General features: G+C 49.9%; 14 protein-coding genes. All 14 read right to left on the bottom strand.

The annotated features are described in order from the left end of the window. Positions 1-62 precede the first annotated feature (62 nt). The 14 genes from QM016_RS06775 to QM016_RS06710 all read right to left on the bottom strand — a co-directional run bounded on the left by QM016_RS06775 (position 63) and on the right by QM016_RS06710 (position 16,350). Entirely contained in the window at positions 63-308 is a 246-nt protein-coding gene (locus QM016_RS06775; RefSeq protein WP_016477261.1) for a helix-turn-helix transcriptional regulator, read from the bottom strand. Positions 309-482: 174 nt separating this feature from the next. After that, a complete protein-coding gene (locus QM016_RS06770) occupies positions 483-2,489 on the bottom strand; it encodes a DUF2207 domain-containing protein (protein ID WP_282711320.1) in 2,007 nt (668 codons plus the stop codon). 786 nt (positions 2,490-3,275) lie between these two features. Beyond that, entirely contained in the window at positions 3,276-3,740 is a 465-nt protein-coding gene (locus QM016_RS06765) for a hypothetical protein (protein WP_282711318.1), read from the bottom strand. Beyond that, the gene (locus QM016_RS06760; protein ID WP_282711316.1) at positions 3,737-5,797 is read right to left on the bottom strand and encodes a hypothetical protein; all 2,061 of its coding nucleotides are present in this window, start codon (positions 5,795-5,797) and stop codon (positions 3,737-3,739) included. Before QM016_RS06760 ends, QM016_RS06765 begins: the two co-directional genes overlap by 4 nt. Further along, complete coding sequence (locus QM016_RS06755) at positions 5,769-6,296, bottom strand: TadE/TadG family type IV pilus assembly protein (RefSeq protein WP_156825449.1); 528 nt, start codon at positions 6,294-6,296, stop codon at positions 5,769-5,771. Before QM016_RS06755 ends, QM016_RS06760 begins: the two co-directional genes overlap by 29 nt. Positions 6,297-6,300: 4 nt before the next feature. After that, positions 6,301-6,543: a hypothetical protein gene (locus QM016_RS06750; protein ID WP_016477267.1), complete on the bottom strand. Its 243-nt coding sequence runs from the start codon at positions 6,541-6,543 to the stop codon at positions 6,301-6,303. 433 nt (positions 6,544-6,976) lie between these two features. Then, positions 6,977-7,174, bottom strand: coding sequence for a hypothetical protein (locus tag QM016_RS06745; RefSeq protein WP_282711313.1), 198 nt, complete (start codon positions 7,172-7,174; stop codon positions 6,977-6,979). A gap of 22 nt (positions 7,175-7,196) precedes the next feature. Continuing rightward, entirely contained in the window at positions 7,197-7,862 is a 666-nt protein-coding gene (locus QM016_RS06740; protein ID WP_156825450.1) for a type II secretion system F family protein, read from the bottom strand. Next, a complete protein-coding gene (locus QM016_RS06735; protein WP_016477271.1) occupies positions 7,862-8,797 on the bottom strand; it encodes a type II secretion system F family protein in 936 nt (311 codons plus the stop codon). Before QM016_RS06735 ends, QM016_RS06740 begins: the two co-directional genes overlap by 1 nt. Continuing rightward, on the bottom strand, positions 8,761-10,098 hold the full coding sequence (locus QM016_RS06730) for a CpaF family protein (RefSeq protein WP_016477272.1): 1,338 nt from the start codon (positions 10,096-10,098) through the stop codon (positions 8,761-8,763). Before QM016_RS06730 ends, QM016_RS06735 begins: the two co-directional genes overlap by 37 nt. After that, the gene (locus QM016_RS06725; RefSeq protein ID WP_016477273.1) at positions 10,098-11,402 is read right to left on the bottom strand and encodes a P-loop NTPase; all 1,305 of its coding nucleotides are present in this window, start codon (positions 11,400-11,402) and stop codon (positions 10,098-10,100) included. Before QM016_RS06725 ends, QM016_RS06730 begins: the two co-directional genes overlap by 1 nt. Then, positions 11,402-12,220 carry an SAF domain-containing protein gene (locus tag QM016_RS06720; protein WP_282711309.1) on the bottom strand — a complete coding sequence of 273 codons (819 nt, stop codon included), beginning with the start codon at positions 12,218-12,220 and terminating at the stop codon, positions 11,402-11,404. The genes QM016_RS06725 and QM016_RS06720 overlap by 1 nt, the downstream gene beginning before the upstream one ends. Positions 12,221-12,460: 240 nt before the next feature. Further along, the gene (gene rsgA / locus QM016_RS06715) at positions 12,461-13,645 is read right to left on the bottom strand and encodes a GTPase RsgA (protein ID WP_282711307.1); all 1,185 of its coding nucleotides are present in this window, start codon (positions 13,643-13,645) and stop codon (positions 12,461-12,463) included. A 29-nt stretch (positions 13,646-13,674) separates the two neighbouring features. Further along, a complete protein-coding gene (locus QM016_RS06710; RefSeq protein ID WP_282711305.1) occupies positions 13,675-16,350 on the bottom strand; it encodes a cation-translocating P-type ATPase in 2,676 nt (891 codons plus the stop codon). Positions 16,351-16,580 lie beyond the last annotated feature (230 nt).

The raw sequence follows: 16,580 nt of genomic DNA, 5'->3' as shown, positions 1-16,580 counted from the left end.
CGTGACATGAAACTAATACATCAATGCTTTGCATCTTTAAACTGAAATACGAGACTCTAACCTTAACGAAGATGATGACCCTTGGTGCTTGTGCGAACAGCCTCTACTAACTGAAATACATCCATATCAAGCGCCTCGGCATACGAGTAAATCTCGCCAAACTTAAGTCCTCGCTCCCCGCTTTCTAACTTTGATATAAACGACTGCGGAACCTTAAGTCTTTTTGCAACGACAACCTGAGTCAGCCCCGCATTGCGGCGAAGCCTGCGGAGTGATTGCCCTACGAGTCTGTTTGAAATCTCATACATATTATGCACGTTAAAGCTGATGGCCTTAATAACCCAAATCAGGATATTCAGAGGTTTTCACAGACAAAAACATACCCCTGGTCTTTTGAGTAAGACGAGGGGTATGGGATGTGAATTGATACCTTTGTTTCTTTCACAAGTTCCTTGCTTTTGCGCAGCTTACCAAGACTGAGCTTAAAAACCGCCGCCTCCGCCGCCGCCTCCGAAGCCGCCGCCGCCGCCGAAGGACGCACCGCCGCCGAAGCCGCTTCCGGAACTATTGCTGGAGCCGGCAAGCGAAGCTGTGGATACTGCGTGAGAAGCTGCTACCGTATTTCCGACAGCGGCAATAGCGCTGTCACGTCCGAATGAATCGCCATAGTAATACCACCCGTACGTTGGCATAATGCGAGGATCTTCCAAAATCTCAGGACATGCTACCTTGAGCTGCTCGATTACTTTTTCAGAGACGCCCAGTGCAACAGCCATAACAAGGAGCTTGTTCCAAAGGATGACATCCTGAGGAATTGCTTCGTTAAGATGCGTAAAGTTCAAAAGCCAGTTTCTTAAAGCTTTTGTCTTGGCAAGTGTCTCTATTCCCTCACGATTTATCTTGTCAAATCCTGTAATAGCCAAAACGGCAAAAACACCCACTAAGATAGCAGGTACAGCAATGAGCACTACATTAAGCAAACTAAGTCCTGTCGCAATTCCCGCAATACCTCCAAGGATAGCGAAGCCGAACTCTAAAACGGCAACGAATACCATTACGCCGACACCGTTAAAGGAAATGGAGTCTTCACTAAATCGGGACGTATAGCCATCTCTTACGGCATCTTCCCACTTGTCATAAGCTTCGGAAAAGCTCTCGGGATGCTCTTTTGCCACCTTTTTAATATCACCCAAAATAAGTTTGCTACCTGAATCATCACCATCAGAGAATGTATGGTCAGTCTTTGGCGCTATCGTTTTGAAGAAAAGATCAAGAGCCCTTGCATCAATCTTTTGCGCGTATGCAGTTACGCCCTCTGCAGAGCCGTATCCTCGACTGACCGGCACATCCTTAAGCTTAGTAAGACAGAAGTCATCTTTTGTACGCCCGAAAGCTCCCTTTACTTTTGCTTTGTCAAGACGAATTGACTTTTCGTCACTCAAACGCATGAGTGTTGCGGTCAGCGCTGATGAATCGATTTCTTCTCCCCTATAGAGCATACCAAGCACTGCAGGGTGATCTTCTGACGGCATATCCCTGAAATACTCGTCAGTAAAATTGGGAGCCATCACCTTGCGATACTTAGACCGCATACGAACAATAAGGAAAATGCCTCCTATTACAAATACAGCGGCAAGTACATAGAGGCCGTATATCACGATTCGGGCAACAGTCCTCTTTTGATTCGCCTTGTCAGCAAAACTCTGTTCTTCGGCAAGAATGGAGCTCAATTTGGTACCTGATACCGTTTGAGCTCCCGGCAGCCAATCAGTGGGAAATACGACACGGGCCTCAGCAAACTCCGATTCGCCAATTCCTGGGAACGTATAGGTAATAGTTCCACCTGAAATCGAAACGTTACCATCAAGCGGACCATGAGCCCATGCTCTAACGGTACCGTCTCCTGTGGTCGGATTTTGTCCGGCCGGAACCGGAAGGTTAATTGTGCAGGTAACGTTATCTGAACCGGTCTCCCAGCCATCTGAAACAAACTTCCAGTAAATTTCGGAAGTATCGTCCCACTTTGTAGCAACATTGGTAAGCGTATAGGAAATCGTGATATCCGCAGTTTCATCGCTATGAGCGGAATAAATCTTCAGCTCCTTTACTGAATCTGAATTCTGCACTTCATAGCGCTCACCAAAGCCTGATTCATGACCCTCGTCAAGTGTTTTTGTGCCATAAGTATCCTTGACCGTTACGCCTGTAAAACTGACATCAACCGTCTGCCCATTGGCTTTGTTATATCCGTATGGAATTTTCCAATAGACTCCGTTGTAGCTACCGCTGAAATTAAATGTGCGCGTCTCTACTACATCTATCGTACCGTCTGAATTGACTGTTGCGTCGATGTGTACCCTAGAGACAGCTAAAGATTTGGCATACGCTGGTCGAACCGACATGATGCCGGCAACAAAGACGAAGGCCACGGTAACAGCAAGGGCGAGAAGCGCCTTTTTGCACGTTCCTGCAGTCATTTTGTGTGACATAGTGACTCCTTGAATAGGTGTTTCTATGATCGCTGACCTCTCAAGGATACCACCCGCGCGCGTCAATGGCAGATTCATCAGTAGTTTTTATGCGATTGAGAAATCGTGCACGAACATACCTGGATATCTGATTTCTATACACAGCCAAGTACTTCCTCATAGTCTACGGGCGGCAACCCTTTGTCCCATTCGTCACCTATTTCGTCTTCAAGACAGTAAGCATCCGAAGCTATGGTCACAGTACGAGAGCTTGTTTCTTCTTCAACAAAAGGCACGCTGTTAATATTTCTGCTTGTTCGCGATTCTCTTCCGCGGAAATCGTAAAGACATCCGTAACAAACCCCCATATCCTGGAAGAGTTTTTCTCCGCATCTTGGACAGACTTTCACATTGCACATCATATAGATGCCCCTTTCTCCGAGAGCTTTGCCGAGTATCCGCTGTCATAGTGGAGATATCTGAAACAAAATAGATTTCCCCTATCTCAAGCCAACTGCCAGCATTTGAAAAACGTTCCAGAGCGCAATACGCTTTTGGACAGGAGCGTATCTTTCCCGATGGAACCTCTCTAAACGATGCGAGCACTTCTCCATATTGAGACAGAAACGCCACATCAATAGGGTTTCTCATTCCAAATGTATGAATTGAGCGGCACCGCATAAAGACAACGCACGCGTCTTTATGCCTCTCGTGCAAAAGTCCAACCAGCCGCTCCCTATGTGTTTTCAAAAGACGAAATGTCAAACTTTTGCACAACGTATCGGAACTAAAGGTTACGTTTACCATCTAAACCACTACACCTGACTTGAACCTGTCGATAATAATCGTTTTTTCATGAGTAAGCTCAATGGGAGCACTGTAGGAAACAATGGGCAGATTAAGAGCCCGCGGCCACGGCCGAAACTTCAGTGTACAAATATACTTCGCATAATGAGGAAGAAAGCTGGACGTTATCGATTTTTCAGCCACTCCCCTGTCTTCACAGCAGACGGAAACGGAGCAGGTATTTTCTCGCCGCAGCGCTGTTGCTATCGCACTCTCAAGCTCAGAACACATTGCGCTGGCGCTTATATTTTGCGCAGGAGACGCCGCTTGAGCAATAACGGTGTCCGAGCTCACCACGTCAAAGACAGCGCAGGCGTCGATAAACTCCATCAGATTGATAACAATAAGCGCTACTACAATCACAATAGGAATGAGAACTGCAAGCTCAACGGTCATCTGCCCTTTAGTATCTCGTATAGCTTTCATGTCACCCCCAAGAGTTTCCTGATATTGATTGTTATGGGAATAGTGCCTCCTGTAATGGGGATGGAAAGCTCAGCCAGGGTTATTTCAGGCGGAAGGTCTTTTATCGCCACCTTGCCAATCACCTTGGCATAGTCCATAAAGCTACCTTGCTCCGGCATATTTAAAATCGCTTCGCGTATAGTCGCTTCTTTCGAACACCCCGCTTGAGACAGTATATTTTCACTGTTTGTAAGAACGGGACGTTTCAGTCTCATGTCCACTGGCTGAAGACCAGCTCCTTCAAGCAGTTCAGCTATCTTGTTCTTGAGCCATTTACCTGCACCAGCAAAAACTCCATCAAACTTATCCAAAAATCCTGTTGCCTTTGAACCTATCGCTTTATAGGTAGAGCCATAAGAAACAAGGAGGCTGCCCCAAAGTTCAAAAATATTGTCCGCAGTAGTGCCTACAAAACCTGCTCGCTCTGACAGAGAGTCAAAAAAGTCCGCAAGCACATTGTTTTCCTTAGTCGCCTCGTCCGGGGCAAGAACGGCACCTGAAATTGCCACACCCCGAGGCAACCTCGAATGTGCCGAAAACACTGCCGAGATAGAACTTGCGGGCAGTTCGGTTTCCCCTCTTGTTGCGACGCCTACGCATCCCCATGCTCCAGGCGGGCAAAGCGTTGGTCGAATGACTGAAAGTTCTTCTAACGCCTTGGCAAAAAGATCTTTTGATTGTCGCGCGAGTTCTTTTACCTCTTCATCGGTTTTAGCGATTTCTTCTCGGGCACCCTGATAAATCTTTGCCTCATCAGCCACTATTTTCCAATGATGCTCAAATCCATTTTCAATAGACGTTGATGCGGAAGCCACCTTACCCATATCATCAAAGCTAAGCTTGCAGTATGGACATGTTTCCACCTTCCCTCTATCGAGATCAGAAAATGAAGCGTAGCCTGTTATTGCCCCCTTTCTTCCGGGACAGTCCGCATCGCTATGAAGGACCGTTTTTCCTTCTTCCTCAGAACAAGGCCAGGATTTGTCCGTATACAGCGTTGTATCTTTTGTCTCCTGCATATTGCGGGGCAGGTTTGGAAACGAACATTCTACCGTCCCGTCTTCGTTTTCCTGGTAAAAGCCTTTGCAAACCTCCTGGTACGCGTAGCGATAAAAAGCTTTTCGACATGCAGAATCGTTTCTTTCTTCACCAGTGGCGCCGCCAATACTCTCATGGGATTCTCGCGTTTTGTAGTAGGCCCGAGCTCTTTTGAGAGGAACGCCAAAAGTCCACGCGTCAACCGAGGCGTATAACGGGTTATCCTGACCAGACAACGAAGCGAGCACGCTCGCGCGTTCATACATGCAGTAAGAAGGAGAGTTGCCGCAATCGGCCTTCCATGCCTTTTCCTTAGCTTCTTCTGCCTTCTTCTGCGCCTTCTCTTTTTGCTCTGTCTTCTTTTGGATTTCTTCGCTCTTTTTAACCATGTCTTCATCGTTTATGTCGGCATCGAGCGATCCAAAGTCAGATTTGGATTCCAACGGAAACGGTATAGCAGCTCCTGTATAGTGCAGTGATCCCTTCGAATTTGATTGTATACATGCGTAGGACTGCGCAGCGATAAGAGCTGGCATTACCTTCTCGAAAGATTTGAGCCCTTTGGCAACACTCTTTGCAAACTCTCGGCGAGACTTCAGAACCTCTCTACCCGCCTCAGTCAGTTTCCCTCCTGCCGCCTGAAAACCAGGGATGCATGAGACTATCAGACCAGCGCCAAGCGTTACGATTCCTGTAAGACCCATACTTAAAACACAGGCATCCAAAACAGTGGCCACCGTCGTATATTTCGCAACAACATTTTCTCCGGCGAGCGCGCCTGCATCAGCAATCGACTGAACCTCATAGGCATCAGACATGGTCTGCCCAACAGCTACCAACCCAAAAAGCAGCGCAAGGACGACAAGCAGCGTTGTTGCGGCGGCAATCGTTGTAAAGCCTCCCTCATCGTTAAGAAAGATGCTCATCAGTGGCGAGCAGGACTGTGTCTGCTCAACTCCACATGTGAATCCATTCTGCATAAGAGCCTCCAAGCCACTGAGGTCGAACCTTTTCCTGAACCTGTGCCGAAACGACATATCCACTTGCTCCGTTTTGACCTGTCAGCGACAAAAGCCACCCGACAGGTGGAACCGGGCGTAGATGACCCGTTATGTTGATATGCACCTCATGCGAGTCTTTCTGCAGTTCGATGAGCCAATCCTCCTTCCCCCCGGTGTGAAAGAGAGGTATCTCGGGTATGGCAGCAAGACGCCGAAGTACATACTCCTTGCATTGATCGCTATCCGTTGAAGTTCCATATAGACGTGCCGCTTCCGAAGCGGCCCCGCTCATGATGGTCTTGGTATACAAAATGCATACCGGCTGCAAAAGTAGGGCAACAAGTATCAAGATGATAGGAAGCAGCAGCGCCGCCTCAACGGAAGACTGGCCAGATATACCACACGCCACGTCATCGTCATACCGATTGTCATTGCTGTACGAGCCGTTAGCACTGCTTATTGCTCCAGTGCCGTGCATAACATCAGTACAAAAGAACATCTTTGAGCGTTGTGGCAAATCCTGACCGAAGCGCATGAGATGCCGCATCAACCGCCGCTTGTATCCAAAGTCCTGAACGCGCTGCATGCCACAGCGTAATAAGCGCAATGACCATCGATAAAAACGCGAAAAGTACGATGGCGTATTCAAGGGTTGACTGGCCACATTCATTTTCAATCACCCCTGCGCAATAACGTCTTGCATCTCTTGCGTAGTCATATGACATATGGCCACCTTTCGAACGGCATCCGTATCGGTTACTAGGCAGATATCAGTCCATCCATTGCCCTGAAAGATGCACCCCCAGGTTTTGCCCAGCACATCAAGGTATCCTGAAAATACCGGAACCGAATGCTCTTTTTCTTTATATAAATCCAACAGCTCTTCCCCTGCTTGCTGTAACGACTTTTTGGTCTCCCACGTTTGCTGTGGTTCTCCCATCAGCATGTTATGCAGGTAGTCAACAAGTCGCCTGTTCTCTGACGTGTCAGGGGTTTTGCTTCTCTTTGCATCAGATTGCTCGGTACTCTTGTATGTTGTCTGCCCCGACGCGACAGGGGGTGCGGTGTTCTTACGTGGAAGACAAACAAATCCAACCACTGCGAATATGAGACAGAGCGCAATAATGCAGCACGTTACGATCCTCTTTTTCATGAGAGTTACAGCGAGTTGATGCCTGTTGTAATTGCATTCCAAAGTTCGGTGATTTTTCCCTTGAACGCAATAATGGCGACGATAGCAATGACAACCAGCACGCCGACAAGAATGGCATATTCTGTCGTACCCTGTCCGTTCTTGTCGTCGTAAAATTCCTTAATCAAAGAAACAATCTTTTCCAGATAATCCTGTACAAACATTTTTTCCTCCTTATGTGATGATCTACCATGCTGAAAGGGCCGGACCAAGCAGCGGGCCAAGAATAGCTATGAGCATTGCCGGCACAATGAGTGTCCCAAGCGGAATGAGCATCTTTACGGGAACCTTCTCGATTTCAGCTTCAAGAGCGGCTCTTTGATCATCTCGAATAGTGCTTGCCTGCCTTTCAAGAGAGTCTGCAAGAGGAGAGCCGAAGGCAAGAGACTCACTCACAACCGAAGCAAAACTCAGAAGTGACGTGATGCCGTATTCTGACGCGAGTCCTTCAAGCGCGTCTGACCTGGACGTAATTCCAATCTGCCATGAGAGCAACGCGGTATTCATCTTTTTTGAGAGAATACCCTCGCAGCGATGGCAATACAGTTCAAGAGCCGAGTCGAACGAAAGCCCCGAAGAAAGTCCGAGTGTCAAAACGTCAAGCATAAGCGGCATTTCACGAATAATGGCGCTCCGCTGATGATGTATCTTCTCTCGCCTTGTTATCTCTCGCACCAGTTTCGAGGTACCTATGCCGTCCAGTACTTTGCGAAGCCCTGCGGGCATCCAATCTGACACATGGCCATATATAGAAGCACTGTCTTTTTGCATTCGCGTACTTGTTACAAGCCAAATCGAACCAAATGCAGCTCCCACACTACATTCAAGCACCAAAGCCTTTACGAGTGACATCAGAGCACCTTTTTCATAAGTCTTTTGATGATAATGAGCGCGCATGCGTCCATTCCCAACGCGACCGCAACACAAAGCAGCCCTGATGTCGTTGCAAGTCCTTGCTGAAAATCGGGAGAAATGAGTGAGAGCGTTCCGATAAGCAAAAGCGGCAATAAACAGACAATGCGAGCCGAAAGACGTACTTGAGCCGTTTTTACTGAGAGAAGTCTCTCGAACTCTGCCTGGTGTTCTACGAGCGCCGCTGTCCTCAAAAAGAGATTCCGGAGAGGACTTCCTGTTCTATGCGAAATAACAAGAGCTGTCGCAAGCAAACTTGATCCGGGAACAGACAGATCCGACGCCAATTCTTCAACAACCGTCTCAACCGGCATGCCACACCGCAGCTTGAGAGACGCGCGCACAAAATACTGAGACACGGTCCCGTGAGAATGATTTCCGACATATTCTATAGCCTGAGACAGCGTCTGCCCTGAGCCAAGCGCAATGGAGAGTGTCCGATAGATTCCAGGCATACCGTGAGCTACCTCAAGCTTACGCTTACGGCAATCGTTTTCATACTTCATTGGTATAAAGACAACACATCCTACCGCAGCGAAAATCCCACCGGCAAAAGACCGAAAGAGAAGTCCTGTAAATAGTGACAGGGCACTTATACCGATAAGAACCGCGGCGCAGGACTCTTCGGAGGAGATTTGAACGCTCTCGCTTTTTACCTGCTGTTGCACCAGCGCTGCCATGTGTCTCCAACAAGTCACCTCATACAAATTCGCAACAAGCGCTGTTTGAGAAAGGGGACTCAAAATATCGACAGCCAGGGTCTGTAAAACGCCGCCGTACTTGAACGATTCTCGTAAGGTTTGAGTGATTCCGGAAAGAACATATACAAAAATTCCGATTAAGATGCCGAAGCAAAGGACACTCGCTTTTCCCATGTTTCCACCTCCCCTCTTGAGATTCGCCCTTCTTTGGCCGCTGTTTCAACAAATGATGGAACCCAATTAAGTCGCCATTGTCGTGTAGGCACATCGAACGAGACGCATTCCTTGGTATGAACCGTTCGATCTTCTCCCCAAAACACCTCCGAAATTGAAGTGACATACCGTCTTCCGTCAGGTAGTCGTTGCGCCATTACAATCAGATCGATAGCAGAGGCTATCTGCTCCTCGATAATGTCCGTAGGTAAATCCATTCCAAAGCGAGCCATAAGCACCAGTCGCAAGATTGCCTCTTTTGCTGTTCCAGCATGAAGCGTTGTAAGGGAACCATCGTGGCCGGTATTCATAGCCTGGAGCATGTCAATGCATTCTTCTCCCCGAACCTCACCTACAATGATTCTGTCCGGCCGCATACGCAGCGCATTTCTCACCAGGCGCCTGATGGTAATTTCACCAGTACCCTCGATGGATGCCGCACGAGCTTCAAGCCGCACGACATTGGGATGCGAATCGAAGCGCAGCTCCGCTGAATCCTCAATGGTCACAATGCGCTCCGCTGGATTAATCTCACAAGAAAGTGCATTTAAAAGCGTTGTCTTTCCTGAACCGGTACCACCTACGACCGCAATGCCTCTTCTTGTTTTTACCGCCCACGAAAGCAATTGCGCCATCCACGAAGGCAGTGACTTCATCTCAATCAATCTTGCGAGAGAGGTGATTTTGCCGGTAAACCGACGGATAGTTACCGCAGGGCCATTGATGGCAATAGGGTCTGCCACCGCATTTACTCTGTCCCCATTGGCTAGACGGGCGTCCACGATAGGGCTCACTTGGTCAAGACGCCTGCCTAAAGGTGCCAAAATACGGTCCATCACAATGAGAATCTGTTCCGGAGAGTCAAAGACCGCGTCCGCTTCGTGAATCTCGCCGTTCTTCTCGTAAAAGAGCGCTCCGCAGCCGTTAATCATAATCTCGGTAACTTCGAGGTCTTCCAGAAGCGGCTGAATGGGACCAAGTCCACAAATCTCGTCAACTACTTGTCGAATTATTTGTGCCGAACTTTCGCGCTTTGAACTTTCAGACGAATCTTCGTTGAGAATCGATTGACAGGCAACGCTCAATTCCTTGCGGACGTATTGGATGTCTCCTTGCTTCATAAGCTGAGAGATTGTAGAAAGCCCCAGATGATCTATGAGCTTCTTCTTTAAGACCGCCCGAAAATACTGCGACCCGCTTTCTTGCTTCTGCTCATGCAACACATATTCTTGCGCGGCGTGAACGCGCTCTAAAACGCTCATCATCCCACCTCTTTCTGCCTGGTAAACAAACCAAAAAGACGGTGCTCAGGCGACCACTTTGAAGCTTTCAGAGCTTCATCGCATTGCGGCAGGCTTCCCAGACCCAAAAAGAGCTGAGCGAGCGTGGACGCGAGAGATTTTGCAAAGGGAGACTGTTCTTGAAGCAGCAAAGGCAATTGTCCCGACGCCACCAACGGTAAAATATCGGCTCCCCCGTCAAAAACTCGATACTGGCGAGCTGCTTCAAGCCCAATTTCCGCACGCCCTGTTGAAATATCCTGTTTTGTATGGGGATTTGCCTTGTTCTCAATCCGTACAATCCTGGTTCTTGCAACTCCCAACCGCACTGCAAGACCGCTTATTCTTGACATAGCGGTAAGCGAGAAGGTCGGCTTGCCGGTAACAATTACAAACCTGTCACTCAACTGGGCGGCCTGCGCCACGACATCAGTAAGAGAGGTTGACGTATCAACAATGACCACATCAACAATGCCTGAAACCGCCTGGATCAGATTGCCCGCGAAAGGAGCTACTGTCTCGGCCATCTCCGGTTTAAGACAAGGCCCCCAAAGCGAAATATTCTTTGCCACTTGAGTTCCAGATATCTTCAGTGCCGCCGCGTCACCCGGCTCATGCACCGTAAACTTGGCCAGGTCATTCATTTTGCCGTCCGCAAAGCAGGAGTAGAGATTGCCACAGGTAAGATCGAGATCAATAAGGCCAACCTTCATACCCCAGGAAGCGGCTGTAAGCGCAAACGAAGCCGCTATGGTTGTTTTTCCTGCTCCTCCTCGTCCAGAAACCATCGTTATGATGGGAGCCCGCGAAATTTCTGCGGGAGGAACGAGATTTTCCAACGTTGGACATGCGGAGGGAGCGAGGTCGAGTGTTTTTTCTGAGTCGCACTCTGATACGGCCGGAAGGACAGTGAGACCCCCGTCTACCATTTGAATCCTTCCGGCTTTAGCAAGCTCCGCAATCTCAGCCGGATCAAGCACCAAATCAATCCCCGCTCGCGCGGCACGCGACCTCAAAGATCCCGACGCATTGCGGCGTACCAACACCACTGCACGGGCATTGCCATCATGCACCAGCGCCGCCGCTAAATTGATATCTGAAACATCATCTTTTGTGCCGCCGATAACAATCGAATACTCATCAGGCTGAGCTTCCAACGCAAGCTGCCGAAGGTCCGCCGCGCTGTTTGCGAATACACAGTTACCTAAGGCTCCCAAAGAAGAAAGGACAAGATTGAGCTCAATGCGATAGGCAATGTCAGAAAAGGCAAGCCATTTCTCCTTCATTATTCCTCCTCAAAATAATATTCCGCGTCGTCAGAACCTTCCGCCACATCGGCCTGCTCGCCATCGGCGGCGGTACCATCGGAAGCTACAGTGTTATCAGAGGCAGCAGCATTTTCAGAGGATGTAGAAACGTCCGCTTTGTCAGGACGTACTTCAGTCGGCGCGTTTTGAGTTGTTATTTCAGACATGTCCACTTCATCGCCGGGAACTACCAGTCGAAGTGTCCCTTTTGCCTCAGCCGATAAAATGCTTGTCATATCCTTCGGCAAAACGCCGAGCACCAAAGGCGTGCCAGAAAGAGAAGCGCCTTCGCCTGTATCAGATAAAAGTGTTACGTCAGTCGAAAGCAGGCGTATGCCATGCTCTGTCATCTCATACGCGGCCAGCGTAGTTCCTGCAGAAACTCTCCCCACAAGACCGGTTTTCTCGCCATGTGAAATCGAAAGCCCTACGAGGCTTTTAGGGATGCTTACCGCCGTTTTCTCAGAGCGGAAGTTTAGTTGGGTAAGCGGAGTACCTGCGCTTACAGGAATCGTTACCTGTTTTCCCATAATATCGTCAGCATTAGTAAACGAACCCTCCGGAGCAAGGTCGGACACCCAACTCTTCACTTGCGTGTTGGAACTTGAAACAGTGTCTCCTGCCTCGATTGGCCGCGTGGCGACCACAAGATTTACCACCTCACCGCCATAGCGTTCAATTACCTCGGCACGAGACTGTTCAGCTTCCGCTCTGATCTGATTGCCGTACACAATGCAGCAGAGTACCGCGAGAAGCGCGCATGCTCCTGAAAGGATGAACCGAAAACGTCGTGACATCGAAAGCCTCCAAACTGTTTTGGTAAGGAGATTGTGCCTAAGACGACAACGTTTCTTTGTAACCTTTTAAAGAAGTCCTTCCGCAATCTGACGCGAATATGACGTGAATCTGACGAAGTAATCATTATCAAAGTTCTATAAGTTATACTGACTTACCTATAGTTGTAATTTTGATAGAGACTAATATATAAAATATTTTAGTTTTCCATATACCGCACAAAAACGAGTACAAAGGCACACCTACAGCACCACATCCGGGTCAAGCTGCTGAGCGCTTGAGCGCATCTCGCGCGCAAGCAAGAGATACGCCTCAAGGCGCGCTGAAGGAAACTCCCCTGCCTGCAGTGCAGCCTGAACGGCGCAGCCGGGCTCATGCGTATGAGTGCAATCACGGAATTTGCATCTCTGCGCGGCTGACAAAATCTTAGGAAACACCCGCGCAAGGCCGCACTCATGGCCTACGACAGGCAAACTTCGAAGACCCGGCTCGTCCACAATGACGCCGGCCCCCGGAAGCGATACCATACGCCGCGCTACCGTCGTGTGCCGACCTTCCCTGTCAGAGACCCGCACTTCGCCCGTTTCAAGCGCGTCATGACCGAGAAGGGCATTGAGTAGCGTAGATTTCCCCGCTCCGGACTCGCCAAGCACCATCGCAACGCTGCCTTGCGGAACTTCTCCACGTACCGCGTCAATACCCCACTGTGCACCAAAATCATGAGCGGCCCGCTGCATTTCCGTGCAATCCGCATCATCAAAAACTTCAAACTTTGATGAGGTGACTACCACAGAAACCGTCTCGTCCAGCACCTCTCGGATTGCGGTGAGGCTGCGTTTGAGCAACGCCGCATCCAAAGCGTCAGCTTTGGTCAGTACAACAACCGCACGGATACCGCTGTCAAGCGCTATGACGGTGCTGCGCACGATGCGGTCAATGGAAATCTCCCTTTTATCGAGGGCCTGCACCACAAAAACGGTATCGATATTTGCTGCAAGCGTTTGCTTCTCGCCACGTGCTGAGCCTCGCCAACGAGCAATCTCGCTTTTGCGAGGAAGGATCTCAGCGATAATGCCCATGTCATGCTCACCGGGAACCCGTGCACAGACCCAATCTCCCACTGCAACGCGCAAGCCTGCTCCCTTGGTCACGCGCGCCGCAAATTCCGCACGAAACACCCCAGATCTTGCTGCTACTGCGGGAAAACCTCGGTCCAGGCGGACAACGCAAGCAAGTTCAAACTGCTCGCGCGTTGCAGCGCCGGCTGCGATGAGATTAGCAACGCAGGTTTCATAAGCCTCACGCTGCGTCGCCGTTGGCAGCAGCTTGTCAAAGTCTGGCACCTCTGTCAGCGCTGAAAGAGCCGGCAGGAATGGCTGTTTCCTATCGGCTCTTGATGAACGTGATATGTGCGCCCGCTTGGTCAAAAATCTGCTCCTCCGATGCGGCCTAAAGGTTACTTTTCAACGGCGCGCATAATAGCTTTATAGAGTTCCATAAGCGGAATAATTGCGAAGGCCAGACCCATGGCAATCGCATACTCTTTGATGCCAATCTCTGCGAAGCCAAACGCCTGAGAGAGCGGCGTCTCAATAGCAATGTAGGTGAGAATCAGCGAAACCACAAATGACCCCCACAGCCAGATATTTTGATTATTGAGCTTGAATATGGACTCGCGACGGCTGCGCATATTAAACGAATGGAACATCTCAACCATCGAAAGCGTCAAGAACGCCATGGTCATGCCGTCGATACCGGCAGAGGGGTTCGTAATGACCTGAGAGATGTCAAACGTACCGTATTCAACATAGTGGCCGATAAAGTAGCTCGCCAGCGTCAAAACGGAAATAATGACACCCTGCACGATACAGTCAAGACCAAGGCCATCAGAGAAGATACCGGCGCGAGAGTCGCGCGGTTTGCGGTTCATAATCCCCGGTTCAGCCTTCTCAGTTGCCATGGCAAGCGCAGGCAGCGAGTCAGTAATGAGATTAATCCACAGCAAGTGCGTAGGTTGCAGGATGGTAAAGCCCACAAGCGACGCGACAAAAACAGCGATAACTTCGGCCAGATTGGAGCTCAACAGGAACTGGATGCACTTGCGGATATTGTCGTAAATGCGACGACCTTCCTCGCACGCCGCAATAATGGTAGCGAAGTTGTCGTCAGCCAAAACCATATCAGCAACGCCCTTGGTAACATCGGTGCCGGTGATACCCATGCCAATGCCGATGTCCGCGCGCTTGATTGACGGCGCGTCGTTGACGCCATCTCCGGTCATCGCGGTAACCATGCCCTTTTTGCGCCAGGTATCAACAATGCGTACCTTGTGTTCAGGCTGTACGCGCGCGTACACACCTAAAGACTCAATCTTTTGTTCAAAGTCTTCATCCGAAATCTTGTCAAGCTGAGCGCCGGTAATGGCCTGATCACGGTTGTCAATAATACCCAGCTCGGATGCGATGGCGATAGCGGTATCCACGTGATCGCCGGTAATCATGACTACTCGCATACCCGCATTGTGAGCTTCCTCGATAGCAGCCTTCACTTCAGGACGCACAGGATCAATCATGCCGGAAAGACCTACAAACGTCATGTCCTTCTCGAGATCAGACGCATCAAAACTCTCGGGAGCCGTATCTCCCCAATCACGGCGAGCAGACGCCATCACGCGAAGCGCCTGGTCAGCCATGGATTTATTCTGGCTTAAAATATCCGCGCGGGCTTTGTCGGTCAAATCGACAACACCGTCGCTCGTCATAATCTTGGTGCAGCGGGCAAGTATCTCATCTGGAGCGCCCTTGGTGTGCTGTACCACCTCGCCAGAGCGCGTGCGAACCACCACCGACATCATCTTACGCTTGGAGTCAAAGGGAGCCTCACCAATACGCGGGCGAGAAGAAGCGAGGTCACTGGTGGTATAGCCGTGCTTTGCAGCGTCTGCAACGAGCGCCGCCTCCGTGGGTTCGCCCTTGGCAATCTGCTCAGCGTCATCCCACTTCGCATCGGAGCAGAGCGCCATCGTACGCACGTGCGCGTCAAGATTTTCCGTTTCGTGGCGGACAACTGTCATCTTGTTTTGCGTAAGCGTGCCGGTCTTGTCGGAACAAATAACCTGCGTACAGCCGAGGGTCTCGACAGCGGTCAGGCGGCGGACAATGGCATGACGCTCAGACATACGCGTAACGCCCATTGAAAGCACAATGGTCACGACGGCGACAAGACCTTCCGGAATTGCCGCAACCGCCAAAGAAACCGCAACCATAAAGGTATTGAGCACCAAATCGAAATTCTGGAGCATCTCAGAGCCGTGCTTGATAAAACCGGTAAAGAAAATGAGCACGCAGATAGCAACTACAAGCTTGGTAAGCGTATGAGAAAGCTGATCGAGTGAAATCTGCAGAGGAGTCTGCCCGTCCTCAGCCTGAGAGATAGCGTCAGCAATCTTGCCCATCTCAGTGTCCATGCCGGTAGCAACCACAACGGCGCGCCCACGGCCATAGACTACGATGGAGCCTGAATAGCACATGTTTTTGCGATCTCCCAGTGGCACATCATCAGTGCCACCGCAAAGCCGTAAAGCATCTGCGGTTTTTTCAACCGGCAGCGATTCTCCGGTAAGCGCCGACTCTTCAACTTTCATAGAAGCGCTTTCCAGCACGCGGCAATCAGCGGGAACGGAATCTCCCGCTTCAAGCAAAATAATATCGCCCACCACAAGCTCAACGGAAGGAACGTCATCAAGGCGACCATCGCGCACAACCTTTGACGTTGCCGCACTCATCTTTTGCAAAGCGGCAAGCGCCTCTTCAGCCTTGCCTTCCTGAACCACGCCGAGAATTGAATTGACCACAACAACGAACAAAATAATAGCGACGTCTGCTATGCCGCCCTCACCGGTATAGATGCCAGCGACAGCGGAAATGACTGCTGCGATAAGCAGCATGATGACCATAGGGTCTGCCATCTGCGCAAAAAATCGCTTGATAAGGGGGTCTTTTTTCGGCTCTTTGAGCTTGTTGAGACCGTCTCTCTCAAGACGGCTCGCGGCCTCAGCGGCTGAAAGACCGCTCTTGCCATGTGTGTCGTAGCTGCTCAAGACGTCAGCAGCATCTGAAAGATACTCTTTCACGATTTCCTCTCCTGGGTTGATTTCCCGATAGATTGATGCCCGATCATAATTCCCCAGGAGGGGCAAGGGCTCACCAAGGCTGCCATATCGGGTGCCTTACGGACGTTATCATTCTACCGTAGAACGCTCTCATATACATAGAACTTCTCGCCAAAGTATCCGTCTGTGGAATATATCCATCCTGTCATCGATGAATACTTGACGAATCCTTTGTAAGTTCTCTCAAAAAC

This window comes from Lancefieldella sp. Marseille-Q7238 (assembly GCF_949152215.1).
Lineage (GTDB): Bacteria > Actinomycetota > Coriobacteriia > Coriobacteriales > Atopobiaceae > Lancefieldella.
Note: the sequence above shows the minus strand (reverse complement) of the source record. Positions and strands in the feature narration are given on the sequence as shown.

Excerpts from the sequence above, each read along its gene's own strand:
- QM016_RS06775 (WP_016477261.1), bottom strand. The coding sequence starts at position 308 with ATGTATGAGATTTCAAACAGACTCGTAGGGCAATCACTCCGCAGGCTT.
- QM016_RS06770 (WP_282711320.1), bottom strand. The coding sequence starts at position 2,489 with ATGTCACACAAAATGACTGCAGGAACGTGCAAAAAGGCGCTTCTCGCC.
- QM016_RS06765 (WP_282711318.1), bottom strand. The coding sequence starts at position 3,740 with ATGAAAGCTATACGAGATACTAAAGGGCAGATGACCGTTGAGCTTGCA.
- QM016_RS06760 (WP_282711316.1), bottom strand. The coding sequence starts at position 5,797 with ATGCAGAATGGATTCACATGTGGAGTTGAGCAGACACAGTCCTGCTCG.
- QM016_RS06755 (WP_156825449.1), bottom strand. The coding sequence starts at position 6,296 with ATGCACGGCACTGGAGCAATAAGCAGTGCTAACGGCTCGTACAGCAAT.
- QM016_RS06750 (WP_016477267.1), bottom strand. The coding sequence starts at position 6,543 with ATGTCATATGACTACGCAAGAGATGCAAGACGTTATTGCGCAGGGGTG.
- QM016_RS06745 (WP_282711313.1), bottom strand. The coding sequence starts at position 7,174 with ATGTTTGTACAGGATTATCTGGAAAAGATTGTTTCTTTGATTAAGGAA.
- QM016_RS06740 (WP_156825450.1), bottom strand. The coding sequence starts at position 7,862 with ATGTCACTCGTAAAGGCTTTGGTGCTTGAATGTAGTGTGGGAGCTGCA.
- QM016_RS06735 (WP_016477271.1), bottom strand. The coding sequence starts at position 8,797 with ATGGGAAAAGCGAGTGTCCTTTGCTTCGGCATCTTAATCGGAATTTTT.
- QM016_RS06730 (WP_016477272.1), bottom strand. The coding sequence starts at position 10,098 with ATGAGCGTTTTAGAGCGCGTTCACGCCGCGCAAGAATATGTGTTGCAT.
- QM016_RS06725 (WP_016477273.1), bottom strand. The coding sequence starts at position 11,402 with ATGAAGGAGAAATGGCTTGCCTTTTCTGACATTGCCTATCGCATTGAG.
- QM016_RS06720 (WP_282711309.1), bottom strand. The coding sequence starts at position 12,220 with ATGTCACGACGTTTTCGGTTCATCCTTTCAGGAGCATGCGCGCTTCTC.